The sequence below is a fragment of the Citrobacter sp. CK206 genome (assembly GCF_030333125.1).
GTDB classification, from domain to species: Bacteria; Pseudomonadota; Gammaproteobacteria; order Enterobacterales; family Enterobacteriaceae; genus Citrobacter_B; species Citrobacter_B koseri.
This window is the reverse complement of record NZ_JAOWGM010000005.1, coordinates 48042-65520: the sequence shown is the minus strand read 5'-3', so window position 1 is coordinate 65520 and position 17479 is coordinate 48042. Positions and strand designations below refer to the sequence as shown.

Below are 17479 nucleotides of genomic sequence, written 5' to 3'. Positions count from 1 at the left end.
TAAAACAGTAAGGCAATAACCGGATGACAAATTTTGGACAAAAAAAACCCCTCCATCATGGAGGGGAAGACAGGGATGGTGTCTATGGCAAGGAAAACAGGGTTTGTTACTGGGAACGTGAGTTGCTACTACTCAATAACTTCAACGAGGAGCCGTTTTGCCATTGCGCCACATCGCGCAGTTGCTCCATTCGTTGTTGATGCTTCTCATTTAAAACCGCTTGCTGCTCCGGCGTTAACAGGCGATACATCTGGTTGCGAACCCTGGCCATTTCGACCTGGCGGGCAACCTGTTCTTGCGCCATTTTTTCTGCCTGAGCGCGCACAGCGTTTTCATCAAATTTTTCTGCGATGACAAGGCGATGCATTGTCTCCATTTCGCTAACATTAACAGGAGGCTGTTCGTGTCTTGCCTGCTGCATCAGATCTCGCATCTGTTGACGCTGATGTTCGGTTAAACTTATGCCGTCGAACATATGGCTCTGCGTACTGCGCTGCGTAAGTCCTTCACCTTGATGCCAGTTATCGCCTGTAACGACTTCAGCAGCGTGGCTTAAAGGACTGAGTGCCAGCGTTGAGGCCATGACGGCAGCGGTAACTTTGCGCATCACTTGCTCCCAAAATCTTTTCTGTCGCGATTCAACGAGAGACAGTTTACGATTCGGGCTGCAAACATGCGTCAGGGGGTGTAAAACAACGTAAAGTCATGGATTAGCGACGCCTGATGACGTAATTTCTGCCTCGGAGGTACTTAAACAATGAATAAAATCCTGTTAGTTGATGATGACCGAGAGCTAACTTCCCTGTTAAAGGAGCTGCTCGAAATGGAAGGCTTCAATGTGCTGGTTGCCCATGACGGGGAGCAGGCGCTTGAGCTTCTGGACGACAGCATTGATTTACTTTTGCTCGATGTCATGATGCCGAAGAAAAACGGTATTGATACGTTGAAAGCGCTTCGCCAGACACACCAGACCCCTGTCATTATGCTGACCGCGCGCGGCAGCGAACTGGATCGCGTACTCGGCCTTGAGCTGGGCGCGGATGATTATTTACCTAAACCGTTTAACGACCGCGAACTGGTCGCGCGTATCCGTGCGATTCTGCGCCGCTCGCACTGGAGCGAACAGCAGCAGAACAACGACAACGGCTCGCCGACGCTGGAAGTGGATGCGTTAAGCCTCAATCCGGGTCGCCAGGAGGCCAGCTTCGATGGTCAAACCCTGGAGTTAACCGGCACCGAATTTACCCTGCTCTATCTGCTGGCACAGCATCTCGGCCAGGTGGTTTCGCGTGAACATTTGAGCCAGGAAGTGCTGGGTAAACGCCTGACGCCGTTTGACCGCGCGATCGACATGCATATCTCCAACCTGCGTCGTAAGCTGCCGGAGCGTAAAGACGGGCACCCGTGGTTTAAAACCCTGCGTGGTCGCGGTTATTTGATGGTTTCCGCTTCATGATAGGCAGTTTAACCGCGCGCATCTTTGCCATCTTCTGGTTGACGCTGGCGCTGGTGCTGATGTTGGTATTGATGTTACCCAAGCTCGACTCACGCCAGATGACCGAGCTACTGGACAGCGAACAGCGCCAGGGGTTGATGATTGAGCAACATGTAGAAGCTGAACTCGCGAACGATCCACCCAACGATTTAATGTGGTGGCGTCGCCTGTTCCGTGCGATCGACAAGTGGGCGCCGCCAGGACAGCGGTTATTGCTTGTGACCACTGAAGGACGCGTGATCGGTGCAGAACGCAGCGAAATGCAGATCATTCGTAACTTTATTGGTCAGGCGGATAACGCCGATCATCCGCAGAAGAAGAAATATGGCCGCGTTGAGATGGTAGGCCCGTTCTCTGTCAGAGACGGGGAAGATAACTACCAGCTTTATCTGATTCGACCGGCCAGCAGTTCCCAATCCGATTTTATTAATCTGCTGTTTGACCGCCCGCTCTTGTTGCTGATCGTCACCATGCTGGTCAGTTCGCCTCTGTTGCTTTGGCTGGCCTGGAGCCTGGCGAAACCGGCGCGTAAGTTGAAAAACGCGGCGGACGAAGTGGCTCAGGGTAATCTGCGACAACATCCAGAACTGGAAGCAGGCCCGCAGGAATTTCTTGCGGCTGGCGCCAGCTTTAACCAGATGGTGACCGCGCTGGAACGTATGATGACCACGCAGCAGCGTCTGCTGTCGGATATCTCGCACGAGCTACGCACTCCGCTTACGCGTCTGCAACTGGGCACCGCGCTGCTGCGTCGCCGTAGCGGCGAGAGTAAAGAGCTGGAGCGCATCGAGACCGAAGCGCAGCGGCTGGACAGCATGATCAACGACCTGCTGGTGATGTCGCGTAATCAACAGAAAAACGCGCTGGTCAGCGAAACGATGAAAGCCAATCATCTGTGGGGAGACGTGCTGGATAACGCCGCCTTCGAAGCCGAGCAGATGGGCAAATCGTTAACGGTGAACTTCCCGCCGGGGCCGTGGCCGTTATACGGCAACCCTAGCACCCTGGAAAGCGCGCTGGAGAACATTGTCCGTAACGCCCTGCGCTATTCGCACACGAAGATTGAAGTCGGCTTCGCGGTGGATAAAGACGGCATTACGATAACGGTTGATGACGATGGCCCGGGCGTTAGCCCTGAAGACCGCGAACAGATCTTCCGCCCGTTTTATCGTACCGATGAAGCGCGCGATCGGGAGTCCGGCGGAACAGGGTTGGGGCTGGCCATCGTTGAGACCGCGATCCAGCAGCATCGCGGTTGGGTGAAAGCCGAAGACAGCCCGCTGGGCGGCTTACGGCTGGTGATCTGGCTGCCGTTGTATAAGCGTTCTTAAGTCTCGCTGTGGTGCCGGATGGCGGCGTGAACGCCTTATCCGGCCTACGGAACCGCACGTTGTAGGCCCGATAAGCGCAGCGCCATCGGGCATTACGCCGGATGGCGGCGTAAACGCCTTATCCGGCCTACGGAAACCGCACGTTGTAGGCCCGATAAGCGCAGCACCATCGGGCATTACGCCGGATGGCGGCGTGAACGCCTTATCCGGCCTACGGGAAACCGCACGCTGTAGGCCCGATAAGCGCAGCACCATCGGGCATTACGCCGGATGGCGGCGTGAACGCCTTATCCGGCCTACGAAAAACCGCACGTTGTAGGCCCGATAAGCGCAGCGCCATCGGGCATTACATCATCCACGTAAACGTCGTGACTGATCTTCAATTTTGCCGCTCAAACGGCGCTTCTGCATCGTTCTGGTCCAGCTTTTCGATAACCCCGCCGCCGACAGCAAACGATGATACTGGCCGTCGTCGAACGGCATATGCCAGGCTATCGCAATCGCCTCCTGTACGCTCACATCACTGACGCGCGACGCCAGAATTAACGGCGCATCCGCCGATACCTGCCCCGGCGCGATAACGCTGTACAGCCAGCCGGTTTTCCCGGCGTTCTGCATCTGCGTCGCCATATCGCTAATGCCGAAATGGAAGTTGAGCTTAAAGCACGGCGAACGTGGCTGAGTCACCTGAATCAGCGCCTCTCCCCACTGAAAAATATCGCCGATAAAAACATTTTGCTCGGTCAGACCGTCGGTCGAAAGGTTTTCGCCAAACGCGGGCGCGACAAACAGATCCGCCTGCGCCGGGAATTGACGCGCCCAGTGCAGATAGTGTTCACGGGGATAATGGCACAGCGCGCGATCGGGCCCGCCGTGAATTTTTGTCTCTGCCTGCTCATCACCGGCAAGGCCCAGATCGTTAAGCATCAGCTCGCCATCAACCTGGATTTTCGCAATGGCGCTGGGACGACTTCCCGCATAGTCCCGAATTTTGCCCGTAAACACCTCGACCGGATATCGCATCAGCTTCCCTCTCCCGACAAATAATCCTCATTAGAGCATATTTATTTTGTCTCAGCCGCTCAAAATGAGAGCCGGGTTCACATGATGCGCCAGCAGACGTGCTATCAATTAAAGTGATTTTGAAACGCCATTTCATAATAAGGAGTCAACAACGTGACAGTACAATCGCAGTTTGCTGGCGTCTGGTGTCCTTCCATTACGCCGATGGACAATGACGGAAAAGTCGATCTCAACGGCCTGAGCCAGCATCTCAAACGCCTTACCGAGGCCAACATTGATGTTATTTTGCTGATGGGCAGCATTGGCGAATTTGCGTCTTTCACGCTGGAAGAGCGGCTGATGCTGATCCGCGAGGCCCGCGCGATGAGTTCGCTGAAGATGGTTGCCAATGTCTCCTCCACCTGCACCAGCGACATCCTGCTTATGGCGCAGGAAGCGTACCGCGTCGGGTACGATGCGGTGATGATTCTGCCGCCGTATTACTACGGGCAGACGTCGAAGCAGCTTCTGAGCTACTTCCGCCAGCTTGGTAACGCCCTGAGCGGCAAATGGTTTGCCTACAATTTCCCGGCACGTACCGGCTGCGATTTAACGCCGGATCTGGTGGCGACCCTTGCCGCCGAATTCCCGAATTTTGCCGGGATTAAAGATACCGTCGACTGCCAGTCCCATACCCGCAGCATGATTCAGACCACCCGCGCGGTACGCGACGATTTTGCCGTGCTCTCCGGCTATGACGAGTATTACATCCCCAACCTGCTGGCGGGCGGCGCAGGCATTATTTCCGGCTTAAACAACGTGATGCCGGAGCTGTTTGTCAGCGCGCGGGAGGCGTTTAAGCAGGGTGATTTGCAAACGCTGCGCGATATCCAGGAGAAAATCGGCACGTTTATGTCCATTTACGCGATTGGCGAGGATTTTGTAACCACGATTAAAACCGTGGTATCGCGTAAGTTCGGCTATTGTACCGGCGTGTCGCGTAATGCGGGAGGAGAACTGAACGAGCACGAGCGTCGCACAATTGATGAGGTGTTTGGCCGTTAATTCTGACCGGAAGCGCCGGATGAGGCATAAGCCGTCATCCGGCAAAACGGGTTTATTTCACCGTACCGCGAATATCGATTTCCGCCGCTCTGGCCTTCACCTTCCGCGACCAGACTGAGGTAATGATCGGCACCAGAATCGAAGTCACGATAACCGATGTGGCAACCAGCGAGGTCGCGGCGGGCGCCATTGGTTTAAACGCCGGAACCATCTCTGCGATCAGCACGGGCGTGGCTACTGCGGCGCCCGCAGAACTTGAGGCGGCAATACCTGCCGTACCGTCACCGCCGCCGATAAACTTGTCAGCGATGATTAACGGGATGCCGGTGATAATAATGACCGCCACACCCAGTAGAATCCCCAGCACGCCCGTCTGTGCAATCACGCTCAAATCAATGGTGTTGCCCAGCGCAAAGGCGAAGAACGGGATCAGCGTCTGTACCGCTTTGCTGAAGAATTCCCGCAGTTCCGGGTCGAGATTCCCCAGCGCGAAACCAATCAGGAACGGCAATACCGCCCCCACAAATACATGCGGTTCAAACGAGGCAATCCCGGCGGTTCCCAGAATAACCATCGTCATCAGCGGCCCTGACTCCAGCGACATCAGGACAAATGCCCCGGCCTCTTCTTTGGTGCCGTACTGCTGCATGATGGAGGCGTACAGCCCACCGTTGGTCATGTCCATAGAGGCCACCAGCGCCAGCGTCGACAGCCCGGCGAAGAAGCCCGCTTCCACCCCATGTTCCGGGATAACGCGTGACGCAATAGCGGCCACCACCCAGGCAACCGCAATTTTGGTCACCACCAGCGTCCCGGATTTACGCAGTACGGTGCCTGTGGCGCTCAGTTTGATCGACGCGCCCATACAAAAGAACCAGACCGCCAGAATCGGCACCGTACCGGTGATCATACCGTTTGTGAATGAGCCGAAGTATTTCCCTGCACCTGGCGCGAAGGTGTGGCATAGCGCGCCGAGGAACAACGGAACGAGCATCATGCCACCCGGGACTTTTTCTATCGTGCGTTTAATCTGCATTTCCTTCACCTGTAGACATAAAAACGGGCAATTTTTATGGGCGAATGCGCCTTACTTTGAGGCACACCCGCGTTGATGAAGAAACGATAGACATTCATTCAAACAATAAAAGTGATCCCAACCACACAACAAAACTATGTTTCATTTTTTATGGATTGATGTTTTTAATTTGACGTAAGTCACACCAGGCAAGCCCAAAAGCGCCTAAAAGAAAGCCCCCGCAGGTTATGCCTGCGGGGGCTGAATCTAATGCCGGATGGCGGCTAACGCCTTATCCGGCCTACAAACTGTAACTCTGTGCCGGATGGCGGCTAACGCCTTATCCGGCCTACAAATTGACAAATCCTCTTCGTAGGCCTGATAAGCGCAGCGCCATCAGGCAAAAAGACTTATTTTTTCGCCGCGAAACGCGCAGCAGCTTCGTCCCAGTTCACCACGTTCCAGAACTCTTTGATGTAGTCCGGGCGACGGTTCTGGAATTTCAGGTAGTAAGCGTGTTCCCATACGTCCAGACCCAGGATTGGGAAACCGGAAACGCCGGAAATGGCCTCGCCCATCAGCGGGGAGTCCTGGTTAGCGGTAGAGACAACCGCCAGTTTGTCGCCCTGCAACACCAGCCAGGCCCAACCGGAACCGAAACGCGTTGCCGCCGCTTTTTCAAACTCCGCTTTGAAGTTATCAACGGAACCGAAATCACGTTCGATAGCCGCTTTCAGGTCGCCCTGCAAAGCGGTGCCTTTTTTCAGGCCTTTCCAGAACAGGCTGTGGTTAGTGTGGCCGCCCGCGTTGTTGCGCAGTACGGTTTTTTTGTCCGCCGGAAGCTGATCCAGTTTGGTGATCAGTTCTTCAACCGGCAGGTTCGCGAATTCAGGCAGGTTTTCCAGCGCCGCGTTAGCGTTGTTGACATAAGTTTGATGGTGTTTGGTATGGTGGATTTCCATCGTCTGCTTATCGAAGTGCGGTTCCAGCGCATCATAAGCGTACGGCAGGGATGGCAGTGTATAACTCATAATCATCTCCATTATTGTCGAGCGGCTGAAGTGTTAATGCCGCGTAAGCAGTTGGTTCATTATAGTTAATTAAATGATATTGAAAATGCTTATCAATGCCGTAGTTTTAATAAGGATATAACTTTTCATTATGTTCTTGAATATGTGAGCCAAATCACCCGTATAACGTGCTGGTTGCCAGGAAGGAAGAAATGTCGGCAATCCTCAAAAGGTTAATCAACTGCACAATTTTTACACTCATCAGGTCGGGAGGGTCACACCGGCAATAAAAACGATGAGGATTAAGTCATGAGTAACGCGATTACGATGGGTATCTTTTGGCATTTGATAGGTGCGGCCAGTGCAGCCTGTTTTTATGCCCCGTTCAAACAAGTTAAACAATGGTCCTGGGAAACCATGTGGTCAATCGGTGGGATTGTCTCCTGGCTTATCCTGCCCTGGACCATCAGCGCCCTGCTGCTCCCGGATTTCTGGGCCTATTACAGTTCCTTCAACCTCTCCACCCTGTTGCCCGTATTTCTGTTCGGCGCAATGTGGGGCATCGGTAATATTAACTACGGCCTGACCATGCGCTATCTCGGCATGTCGATGGGGATCGGCATCGCGATTGGTATTACGCTGATCGTCGGCACCCTGATGACCCCCATCATCAATGGAAACTTTGATGTGCTGATCAATACCGAAGGCGGACGAATGACGCTGCTGGGCGTCCTGGTGGCGCTGATCGGCGTTGGCATCGTCACCCGCGCCGGGCAGTTAAAAGAGCGCAAAATGGGGATCACCGCCGAGGAGTTCAACCTGAAAAAAGGTCTGCTGCTGGCGGTGATGTGCGGTATTTTCTCCGCCGGGATGTCCTTTGCGATGAACGCCGCCAAACCGATGCATGAAGCCGCCGCCGCGCTCGGCGTCGATCCGCTGTATGTCGCTCTGCCAAGCTACGTGGTCATCATGGGCGGCGGCGCGCTGATCAACCTGGGCTTCTGTTTCATTCGTCTGGCAAAAGTGAAAAACTTGTCGATAAAAGCCGACTTCTCGCTGGCAAAATCGATGATCATCACCAATATCCTGCTGTCCGCGCTGGGTGGCCTGATGTGGTATTTGCAGTTCTTTTTCTACGCCTGGGGCCACGCTCGCATTCCGCCGCAGTATGACTACATCAGCTGGATGCTGCACATGAGCTTCTACGTGCTGTGCGGTGGGATTGTGGGTCTGGTGCTGAAAGAGTGGAAAAACGCGGGTCGTCGTCCTGTCAGCGTTCTCAGTCTGGGTTGCGTGGTCATTATTATCGCCGCCAACATCGTCGGCATGGGAATGGCAAGCTAATCGTTTTGCGTACTGTGATGACGCCACTGGCTGGGCGTCATCCCGGTTTCCCGCGTAAACACCACCGAAAAGTAGTTACTGTCCTCAAAGCCGCACTGCATTGAAATCTCACTGATCATCAGGCGGCTGTGCTGAAGCAAATACTGCGCATGGCAGATGCGGATCTGGCGAAGATACTGGTTGATGGTCATCCCGGTCTGTGAGCGAAACTGCTGTCGCAGCACCCGCTCGCTGCACTGCTCCTGGTCGCAAAACGCGTCCAGCGCAAAGGGGCGCTCCAGGCTTCCGGCCAGCGCGGTAATCAATTTATCCAGCAACGTTTCGCTCGCTCTGGTCGGGAGATCATCGGTGGCATAGCGATGTCTTTTCAGCGTCATCACCAACTGACCAAATAGCAGTTCCGCCATCTCATTCGCCAGCGGATCGCCCTGATTGCTCTCATGTTCAAGCTGGCTGATAACCTGCCGCGCCTGATTCATCCCCACGCTGCCCAGCCGCCAGTGCGGACGCCGTTCACTGCCGTTAAAACCCGGAATGGCGCTTTCCCAGCCAAGATTCAGGGTCAACCGCTCCGGGCAGTAAATAATATTCTGCAAAACCAAATCGTTAACGGAGGTGTAGGAGTGTCTGTCCTCGGCGCGAATATAAAACAGATCGCCGCGCGTGATGCGGTAAGGGCGATCGTTGAGCACATGCAAACCGTTGCCGCGCCAGACCAGCACCAGTTCACAAAACTCGTGTGTATGTTCCGCGAACACATTTTGCGGATAGCGATCGGCAACCGCGACAGCCTGGCCGTCATTCGCAAAAAAGTCTTTTTTCAGAAGGACTAACTGATTTGCCACCGCAGCACCTCACGTTGAATGCTTGCCGGATGGCGCTACGCTTATCTGGCCTACAGATCGCCGCCGTAGGCCGGATAAGGTGAAGCCGCCATCCGGCATTGAAGGGGACGATTATCAGCAAATTGGCGACAAAAAACGGTGATAGCTTTCGCGTTACTGTAGCAATGCGTCCCGCCCCTGGCGAATATCCCTGGGCGACCAGTCAAATTCCCGGCGAAACAGCGTCGAAAAATGGTTACTGTCGCCAAAACCGCAGCGATACGCGATATCTGTGACACTTTCATCACTGTGACGCAGCAGGTGGCGAGCCTTGATAAGCCGCAGACGGTTAAGATAGCGCTGCGGCGTCAGGCCGGTCTGTTGTTTGAGCTGACGGTGCAGCGTGCGCAGCGAGAGCGAAAACTTGTCGGCTATCGATTCCCAGCACACCTCTTCAGCAAAATGATCCTCCAGCCAGGCCAGCAACTGATTCAGCCGCGCATCGTTATTGGCCGCCCCTTCCATCAGACTGCTTTTACGCAGCAGCACCAGCAACTGCATAAACAGAATTTCACGGTTGGCGACCGCAGGCGTGTCCATCTCGTCTCCGGCGTTTTCCATCTGCGCCACCAGTTGCCGCACCTGCTGCAACGCGCTCTGATTCACGCGCCAGTGTGACGGGTACTGCCCATCCTGTTCCTGCGGCAAGAGCTGGTTCAGCCCCGCCAGAAACTGAAACGCGTCCGGCGAGCGATAGAGCACATTCGTCAGACACAGGTTGTCGGTGTGTTCATACAGATGTCTGTCATGATCGCGAACAAAGCAGACCGTACCGCCGCTAATGGTGTAGGGCTGCCCATTGAACACATGAATGCCAGTGCCATGTTCAACAATCACAATCTCATGAAAATCATGATGATGTTCAGGAAAAGCGGACTGAGGAAGCCGGGGTTCAATGGCCACGGGCGCTTTACCTGACGGAAAAAAATCCACGCTATGCAGTACGGTCATGATGGCTTCCTGATATGAGAAACATGTCAGAAATAGTAATTAAGGGTTACTACCCTCACCTTAAATTTTTAACGCCAAAGCGCGCAAACCCGGTCGTTTTTTCAAGAAAGGACGGGAAAGATCAGGAAATGCGGACGCCGTCACATCCGGCCAATTCACGCTGATAAACGGAAATTGTGAACGCTATCACGTTCACCTTTGCCTCCTTGCCAGCGGCCAATTTAACCTGTCAGTAACAGGAAGGTACGCCTTCCTGGGGGTTCTTAGACTGAGTGCAATGAAACTCAGAAGGACTTCACCATGACTTTTCGCCATTGTGTCGCTGTCGATCTCGGGGCATCCAGCGGGCGCGTAATGCTGGCGCGTTACGACAGTGAACAACACGCCCTGACGCTGCGTGAAATCCACCGCTTCGCGAACTGTTTGCAAAAAACAGACGGGTTCGACGCCTGGGATATCGACAGCCTGGAAAATGAAATTCGCCTTGGACTGGAGAAAGTCTGCGATGAAGGTATCCGTATTGACAGCATCGGCATTGATACCTGGGGCGTGGACTATGTGCTGCTCGACAAGCACGGCCAGCGCGTCGGTCTGCCCGTATCTTATCGCGACAACCGTACCACGGGGGTGATGCAGCAGGCGCTGGCGCAGCTCGGCAAGCATGATATCTATCGCCGCAGCGGCATTCAGTTTCTGCCGTTCAATACGCTGTATCAGCTCCGCGCGCTGGTTGAACAACAGCCTGAACTTATCCCGCAGGTGGCGCATGCCCTGCTGATCCCCGACTATTTCAGTTTCCGCCTGACGGGCGAAATGAACTGGGAATACACCAACGCCACCACCACGCAGCTCGTCAATATCAACAGCGATGACTGGGACGATACCCTGCTGGACTGGACCGGCGCCAACAAAGCCTGGTTTGGCAGACCTACCCATCCGGGCAACGTGATCGGCTACTGGATCTGCCCACAGAAAAATCAGATTCCGGTGGTCGCCGTCGCCAGTCACGACACCGCCAGCGCGGTGATCGCCTCTCCGCTGGCCGATAAAAACAGCGCTTATCTCTCTTCCGGCACCTGGTCGTTGATGGGCTTCGAGAGCAGAACGCCTTACACCGATGACGCGGCGCTGGCGGCGAACATCACCAATGAAGGCGGCGCAGAAGGCCGCTACCGGGTGCTGAAAAACATCATGGGGCTCTGGCTGCTTCAGCGCGTACTGAAAGAGCGCCAGATTACCGACCTGCCCGCGCTGATCGCCGAGACCCAGTCGCTTCCGGCCTGCCGTTTCCTGATAAACCCGAATGACGATCGCTTTATCAACCCCGCCGATATGAGCGCGGAGATTCAGGCGGCCTGCCGTGAATCCGGCCAGCCGGAACCCACCCGTAACGCCGAACTGGCACGCTGCATTTTCGACAGTCTGGCGCTGCTGTATGCCGATGTGTTGCAGGAGCTGGCGAACCTGCGTGGTGAAGCCTTTAGCCAGCTGCACATCGTCGGCGGAGGTTGCCAGAACGCCCTGCTGAACCAGCTGTGCGCGGATGCCTGCGGCATTCGCGTGATGGCCGGGCCGATTGAGGCTTCCACCCTCGGCAATATCGGCATCCAGCTCATGACGCTGGACGAACTGAACAACGTTGACGACTTCCGTCAGGTGGTGAGAACCAACTACGACCTGACGACCTTTACCCCAAATCCTGACAGTGAAATTGCCCGCCACGTTGCGCAGTTTCAATCAAAACGACAGACAAAGGAGCTTTGCGCATGACCACTCAACTTGAACAAGCCTGGGAACTGGCGAAACAACGTTTTGCTGCGGTAGGTATTGATGTCGAGGAGGCGTTACGCCAGCTCGATCGTCTGCCGGTATCGATGCACTGCTGGCAAGGCGACGACGTCGCCGGATTCGAAAACCCGGAAGGATCGCTCACCGGCGGTATTCAGGCCACCGGTAACTATCCCGGTAAAGCACGTAGCGCCAGCGAGCTGCGCGCCGACCTGGAACAGGCGCTAAGCCTGATCCCGGGGCCAAAACGCCTGAACTTACACGCAATCTATCTGGAGTCTGACACGCCGGTGTCCCGCGACCAGATCAAGCCGGAGCACTTCAAAAACTGGGTGGAATGGGCAAAAGCGAACCAGTTAGGGCTGGACTTCAACCCCTCCTGCTTTTCTCACCCACTGAGCGCTGATGGCTTTACCCTGGCGCACGCGGACGACAACATTCGCCAGTTCTGGATTGACCACTGCAAGGCCAGCCGCCGCGTATCCGCGTACTTCGGTGAGCAACTGGGCACGCCGTCGGTGATGAACATCTGGGTCCCGGATGGCATGAAAGACATCACCGTTGACCGCTTAGCGCCGCGCCAACGCCTGCTGGAGGCGCTGGACGAGGTGATCAGCGAAAAACTGAATCCAGCGCATCACATCGACGCCGTGGAAAGCAAACTGTTCGGTATTGGCGCGGAAAGCTATACCGTCGGCTCCAACGAGTTCTACATGGGCTACGCCACCAGCCGCCAGACCGCGCTGTGCCTCGACGCGGGCCACTTCCATCCGACCGAAGTGATTTCCGACAAGATTTCCGCCGCCATGCTGTATGTGCCGCGCCTGCTGCTGCACGTCAGCCGCCCGGTACGCTGGGACAGCGACCACGTCGTGCTACTGGATGATGAAACCCAGGCAATTGCCAGCGAAATCGTGCGTCATAACCTGTTTGACCGCGTGCATATCGGCCTCGATTTCTTCGATGCCTCCATCAACCGTATCGCCGCGTGGGTTATCGGCACGCGCAATATGAAGAAAGCGCTGCTGCGCGCGCTGCTGGAACCAACCGGGCAGCTGCGTCAGTTAGAAGCCAGCGGCGATTACACCGCCCGCCTGGCGCTGCTGGAAGAGCAGAAATCCCTGCCGTGGCAAGCCGTCTGGGAAATGTATTGCCAGCGTCACGACACGCCAGCCGGCAGCCAGTGGCTGGAAAGCGTCCGTGCCTATGAAAAAGAGATTCTGAGCAAACGTAGCTAACCGCGACGCCTGACTTGTAGGCCGGATAAGACGTTCCGCGTCGCCATCCGGCAATAAATGAAACACGATTGCCGGATGGCGCTGCGCTTATCCGGCCTACGTAAGACCCGATAACGTTCGGGCAATAAATGGGAACACCGAACATGCAGAACATTACCCACTCCTGGTTTGTCCAGGGAATGATCAAAGCCACCTCCGACGCCTGGCTGAAGGGCTGGGACGAACGCAACGGCGGCAACCTGACGCTACGTCTGGATGAGGCGGATATCGCGCCGTTTACCGATGATTTCCACCAGGAGCCGCGCTATATCGCGCTGAGTCAGCCAATGCCGCTGCTGGCGAACACGCCGTTTATCGTCACTGGCTCCGGCAAATTCTTCCGCAACGTACAGCTCGATCCGGCAGCGAATTTAGGCGTGGTGAAAGTGGACAGCGACGGCGCGGGCTACCACATTCTGTGGGGGCTGAATCATGAGGCGGTTCCAACCTCCGAGCTGCCGGCTCACTTCCTCTCCCACTGCGAGCGCATTAACGCCACCGACGGCAAAGACCGCGTGATCATGCATTGCCACGCCACCAACCTGATCGCGCTGACCTACGTGCTGGAAAACAACACGCCGCTTTTCACCCGCAAACTGTGGGAAGGCAGCACCGAGTGCCTGGTGGTGTTCCCGGACGGCGTCGGCATTCTGCCGTGGATGGTGCCGGGCACTGATGAGATCGGTCAGGCCACCGCGCAGGAAATGCAGAAGCATTCGCTGGTGCTGTGGCCCTTCCACGGCGTGTTCGGCAGCGGCCCGACGCTGGATGAAACATTCGGCCTGATCGATACCGCCGAGAAGTCTGCGGAGGTGCTGGTCAAAATCTATTCAATGGGCGGTATGAAGCAAACCATCACGCGTGAAGAACTGGTAGCGCTTGGCAAACGCTTTGGCGTGACTCCGCTTGCCAGTGCATTAGCGTTGTACTGATTCTTCCCGCAATCCAATGCCGGATGGCGGCTTCGCCTTATCCGGCCTATGCCGTAGGCCCGATAAGCGCAACGTCATCGGGCAATAGGGTAACGCGTCAATCTTAAGGAGAATATTCATGAGCTTCATGTTGGCACTTCCCAAAATTAGCCTGCATGGCGCAGGCGCAATCGGCGATATGGTTAACCTCGTCGCGAACAAGCAATGGGGTAAAGCGCTGGTCGTCACTGACGGGCAACTGGTAAAACTGGGCCTGCTGGACAGCCTGTTTGCCGCGCTTGACGCGCATCAGATGTCGTACCACCTTTTCGACGAGGTTTTCCCGAACCCCACTGAAGAACTGGTGCAAAAAGGGTATGCGGCATATCAGGACGCGCAGTGTGATTACATCATCGCCTTCGGCGGCGGCAGCCCGATCGATACCGCCAAAGCGGTCAAAATTCTGACGGCGAATCCTGGCCCCTCTACCGCCTATTCAGGCGTCGGCAAAGTCAAAAACGCGGGCGTTCCACTGGTGGCGATTAATACCACCGCCGGTACGGCAGCGGAAATGACCAGCAATGCCGTCATTATCGACTCCGCGCGCCAGGTCAAAGAGGTCATCATCGACCCGAATATCATCCCTGATATCGCGGTGGACGACGCCAGCGTTATGCTGGACATCCCGCCATCCGTCACTGCCGCCACCGGCATGGATGCGCTGACCCACGCCATTGAGGCCTATGTCTCGGTTGGCGCGCATCCGCTTACCGACGCCAATGCGCTGGAAGCCATTCGGCTGATTAATCTGTGGCTGCCGAAAGCGGTTGATGACGGCCACAACCTCGAAGCGCGTGAGCAGATGGCGTTTGGCCAGTATCTGGCAGGTATGGCGTTCAACAGCGCTGGTCTTGGTCTGGTACACGCGCTGGCGCATCAGCCGGGCGCCACGCACAACCTGCCGCACGGCGTCTGTAACGCCATCCTGCTGCCGATCATTGAGAACTTTAACCGCCCGAACGCGGTCGCGCGTTTTGCCCGCGTCGCCCAGGCGATGGGCGTCGATACTCAAGGTATGAGCATTGAGGCGGCGAGTATGGAAGCGATCAATGCAATCCGCGCATTGAGCAAACGCGTCGGCATTCCTGAAGGTTTCAGCACACTGGGCGTCACGAAAGACGATATTGAAGGCTGGCTGGACAAAGCACTGGCAGATCCGTGTGCGCCATGCAATCCACGCACCGCCAGCCGCGATGACGTCCGCGAGTTGTATCTGGAGGCGCTATGATCCGCAAAGCGTTTGTGATGCAGGTGAATGCCGACGCACACGAGGAGTATCAGCGTCGCCATAATCCCATCTGGCCGGAGCTGGAAAGCGTATTGAAAGCGCATGGCGCGCATCACTATGCGATTTACCTCGATAAAGAACGCAACCTGTTGTTCGCGACCGTCGAGATTGAATCGGAAGAGCGCTGGAATGCCATCGCCAGTACCGACGTGTGCCAGCGTTGGTGGAAGCATATGCGCGACGTGATGCCTGCCAACCCGGATAACAGCCCGGTGAGCGCGGAGCTGAAAGAAGTGTTTTACCTGGCGTAGGCTGTCTGAAGCCGGATGACTCAACGCCGGATGGCGACGCTAACGCGTCTTATCCGGCCTACAGGTAGCAAACGGCACGAAATTGTAGGCCGGATAAGCGTCAGCGCCATCCGGCATCATAAACCTCATCGCGCGGAATTAATTTTGCTCGGCCACCAGGATCGCCTGCGTATCCGCTTCCAGCGCTTTAAAAATGTGCTCCTGATCGGCGGGATAACAAATATAATCGCCCTCGCCTAACTCTTCCGGCGCCTCTGTCAGCCCGACAAGCGCTTTCCCCTGCGTCACAATAATATGCTCCACCGATCCCGGCGGATGTGGATGTGAAATACGATCCGCCCCCGGCTGCGTCAGCAGCAGGTAGATATCGCGCCGCGCCCCTGGCGGACAGGCAGCCAGTAAAATAGCCTGATAGTGGGCCTGTTCCGCCACCACTTTTGTCCCTTCTCCACGACGAATCACCTGCGTTTTTTGCGCCTGCGGCTCCAGCAGACGTGCAAAGGGAATATCCAGGGCCACGCAAAGCGCCCAGAGCGTTTCCAGGCTAGGATTTCCATTGCCCGCTTCCAGTTGCGACAGGGTAGATTTCGCAATCCCCGCACGCCGGGCGATTTCCGCCAGCGACAGGCCGGTACGCTGACGTTCGCGCACCAGGCTTTTCGCGATCACGCTAATGGGCTGTGTCATTCACGACTCCGCGTTCTTTATATCGAACGAATCGTTCGACTTGTAAATCAATTCTGTTGCGTTCATTATAATGGAAATTCGTTCGATATGGCTAAGATAGTATGAAACATCACCTCTCATGTCTCAGCGGAGACACGATAAAAGCGATATTTTTAGTGTGCCTGGCCGTTGGCGTCGTCGGGATGTCCTACGGATCGCTGGCGATGGCCTACGGCTTCCCGATTTGGGTGCCGTTTGTACTCTCCATTTTTGTCCTGGCGGGGGCGTCCGAATTTATGTTTATCGGCATTGTCGCCAGCGGCGGGAACCCGCTGGCCGCCGCCGCTGCCGGTTTGCTGGTGAATGCTCGCCACATTCCATTCGGCGTAACGGTACGTGAACTGGTAGGCACCCGCGCCGCCAGCTTTCTGGGCTGCCATATCATGAATGATGAAAGCGTCGTCTTTGGTCTGTCGCAAAAAACACGGCAACAGCGCAAAGCCGCCTACTGGCTGTGTGGCGCGGGCGTCGCAATTTTTTGGCCGCTGGGCGCACTGCTTGGCGCGATGGTCGGCAAACTGCTCCCGGCACCGGAAACCATCGGTCTGGACGCGGTATTTCCCGCCATTTTATTGGCGTTAGTGATCCCGGCGTTCAGGAATCGCACCACGCTAATCCGCGCCTGTAGCGGCGCCGGGCTGTCGCTTGCCGCCGTCCCCTTCGCACCGGTCGGGTTGCCGGTACTGCTCTCTCTGCTTGGCTTACTGACGAGGAAAAAATAATGGGCAACATGACGCTGTTTATCGTCGGTATTGCTGTGTTATCGGCAGGCACCTATCTGATGCGTCTTGGCGGAGCAAAGCTCGGCAACCGGCTGGCGCTCTCCGAACGTTCTCAGGCGCTATTGTCGGATGCGGCAACGGTATTGCTGTTTTCAGTGGCGCTGGCAACCACGTTTTATGAAGGCGAACATTTTGCCGGAATGGCGCGGGTACTGGGCGTCGCGTTCGCTGTTTTCCTGGCGTGGCGCAAAATGCCGCTGATTGTGGTGATTATCGCTGCGGCGGTGGTGACAGCGCTGCTAAGGCTGGCGGGTATGCACTAAATATGAGGCATTTATCGGAATAGTAAAACAGTAAAC

The 17479-nt window shown here is 55.9% G+C and carries 18 protein-coding genes; 11 read left to right on the top strand and 7 right to left on the bottom strand.

Annotation, left to right across the window (positions count from 1 at the left end; genetic code table 11):
• Positions 1-106 precede the first annotated feature (106 nt).
• Positions 107-607 carry a cell-envelope stress modulator CpxP gene (gene cpxP, locus OGX81_RS00325; protein WP_012133885.1) on the bottom strand — a complete coding sequence of 167 codons (501 nt, stop codon included), beginning with the start codon at positions 605-607 and terminating at the stop codon, positions 107-109.
• A 150-nt stretch (positions 608-757) separates the two neighbouring features.
• Between cpxP and cpxR the strand changes: the two genes are divergently transcribed.
• The gene (gene cpxR / locus OGX81_RS00320) at positions 758-1456 is read left to right on the top strand and encodes an envelope stress response regulator transcription factor CpxR (RefSeq protein WP_012133886.1); all 699 of its coding nucleotides are present in this window, start codon (positions 758-760) and stop codon (positions 1454-1456) included.
• Positions 1453-2826 (top strand): envelope stress sensor histidine kinase CpxA, encoded by a 1374-nt coding sequence (gene cpxA / locus OGX81_RS00315; RefSeq protein ID WP_012133887.1) that lies wholly within the window; start codon positions 1453-1455, stop codon positions 2824-2826. Before cpxR ends, cpxA begins: the two co-directional genes overlap by 4 nt.
• Positions 2827-3177: 351 nt before the next feature.
• On the opposite strand, the gene yiiM is transcribed toward cpxA, so the two are convergent.
• Positions 3178-3849, bottom strand: coding sequence for a 6-hydroxyaminopurine reductase (gene yiiM, locus OGX81_RS00310; protein ID WP_049009552.1), 672 nt, complete (start codon positions 3847-3849; stop codon positions 3178-3180).
• 153 nt (positions 3850-4002) lie between these two features.
• On the opposite strand from yiiM, the gene OGX81_RS00305 reads away from it, so the two are divergent.
• Positions 4003-4893 carry a dihydrodipicolinate synthase family protein gene (locus OGX81_RS00305; protein ID WP_047459842.1) on the top strand — a complete coding sequence of 297 codons (891 nt, stop codon included), beginning with the start codon at positions 4003-4005 and terminating at the stop codon, positions 4891-4893.
• A gap of 52 nt (positions 4894-4945) precedes the next feature.
• Here the strand turns inward: OGX81_RS00305 and kdgT are convergent, their stop codons facing one another.
• Complete coding sequence (gene kdgT, locus OGX81_RS00300; protein ID WP_012133890.1) at positions 4946-5929, bottom strand: 2-keto-3-deoxygluconate transporter; 984 nt, start codon at positions 5927-5929, stop codon at positions 4946-4948.
• Between the two features lie 389 nt (positions 5930-6318).
• The gene (gene sodA / locus OGX81_RS00295) at positions 6319-6939 is read right to left on the bottom strand and encodes a superoxide dismutase [Mn] (RefSeq protein WP_104867940.1); all 621 of its coding nucleotides are present in this window, start codon (positions 6937-6939) and stop codon (positions 6319-6321) included.
• A gap of 288 nt (positions 6940-7227) precedes the next feature.
• Between sodA and rhaT the strand changes: the two genes are divergently transcribed.
• The gene (rhaT, locus tag OGX81_RS00290; protein ID WP_049009553.1) at positions 7228-8262 is read left to right on the top strand and encodes an L-rhamnose/proton symporter RhaT; all 1035 of its coding nucleotides are present in this window, start codon (positions 7228-7230) and stop codon (positions 8260-8262) included.
• On the opposite strand, the gene rhaR is transcribed toward rhaT, so the two are convergent.
• Entirely contained in the window at positions 8259-9107 is an 849-nt protein-coding gene (gene rhaR, locus OGX81_RS00285; RefSeq protein WP_047459845.1) for an HTH-type transcriptional activator RhaR, read from the bottom strand. The two genes, rhaT and rhaR, sit on opposite strands and share 4 nt — an antisense overlap.
• Before the next feature lie 153 nt (positions 9108-9260).
• Positions 9261-10097, bottom strand: coding sequence for an HTH-type transcriptional activator RhaS (gene rhaS / locus OGX81_RS00280; RefSeq protein WP_012133897.1), 837 nt, complete (start codon positions 10095-10097; stop codon positions 9261-9263).
• Positions 10098-10397: 300 nt separating this feature from the next.
• On the opposite strand from rhaS, the gene rhaB reads away from it, so the two are divergent.
• The 5 genes from rhaB to rhaM all read left to right on the top strand — a co-directional run bounded on the left by rhaB (position 10398) and on the right by rhaM (position 15672).
• A complete protein-coding gene (rhaB, locus tag OGX81_RS00275; protein ID WP_104867941.1) occupies positions 10398-11867 on the top strand; it encodes a rhamnulokinase in 1470 nt (489 codons plus the stop codon).
• Positions 11864-13123, top strand: a complete 1260-nt coding sequence (gene rhaA / locus OGX81_RS00270) for an L-rhamnose isomerase (protein WP_012133900.1) — start codon at positions 11864-11866, stop codon at positions 13121-13123. Before rhaB ends, rhaA begins: the two co-directional genes overlap by 4 nt.
• A gap of 143 nt (positions 13124-13266) precedes the next feature.
• Positions 13267-14094 (top strand): rhamnulose-1-phosphate aldolase, encoded by an 828-nt coding sequence (gene rhaD / locus OGX81_RS00265; protein ID WP_012133901.1) that lies wholly within the window; start codon positions 13267-13269, stop codon positions 14092-14094.
• Positions 14095-14212: 118 nt separating this feature from the next.
• Positions 14213-15361 (top strand): lactaldehyde reductase, encoded by a 1149-nt coding sequence (gene fucO, locus OGX81_RS00260; RefSeq protein ID WP_058668376.1) that lies wholly within the window; start codon positions 14213-14215, stop codon positions 15359-15361.
• Positions 15358-15672 (top strand): L-rhamnose mutarotase, encoded by a 315-nt coding sequence (gene rhaM, locus OGX81_RS00255; RefSeq protein WP_012133904.1) that lies wholly within the window; start codon positions 15358-15360, stop codon positions 15670-15672. The genes fucO and rhaM overlap by 4 nt, the downstream gene beginning before the upstream one ends.
• A 138-nt stretch (positions 15673-15810) precedes the next feature.
• Here the strand turns inward: rhaM and OGX81_RS00250 are convergent, their stop codons facing one another.
• Positions 15811-16359: a helix-turn-helix domain-containing protein gene (locus tag OGX81_RS00250; RefSeq protein WP_012133905.1), complete on the bottom strand. Its 549-nt coding sequence runs from the start codon at positions 16357-16359 to the stop codon at positions 15811-15813.
• Between the two features lie 101 nt (positions 16360-16460).
• On the opposite strand from OGX81_RS00250, the gene OGX81_RS00245 reads away from it, so the two are divergent.
• Together OGX81_RS00245 and OGX81_RS00240 are read left to right on the top strand one after the other, a co-directional pair.
• Positions 16461-17120: an AzlC family ABC transporter permease gene (locus OGX81_RS00245; RefSeq protein ID WP_047459858.1), complete on the top strand. Its 660-nt coding sequence runs from the start codon at positions 16461-16463 to the stop codon at positions 17118-17120.
• Positions 17120-17443: an AzlD domain-containing protein gene (locus tag OGX81_RS00240; RefSeq protein WP_012133907.1), complete on the top strand. Its 324-nt coding sequence runs from the start codon at positions 17120-17122 to the stop codon at positions 17441-17443. The genes OGX81_RS00245 and OGX81_RS00240 overlap by 1 nt, the downstream gene beginning before the upstream one ends.
• Positions 17444-17479 lie beyond the last annotated feature (36 nt).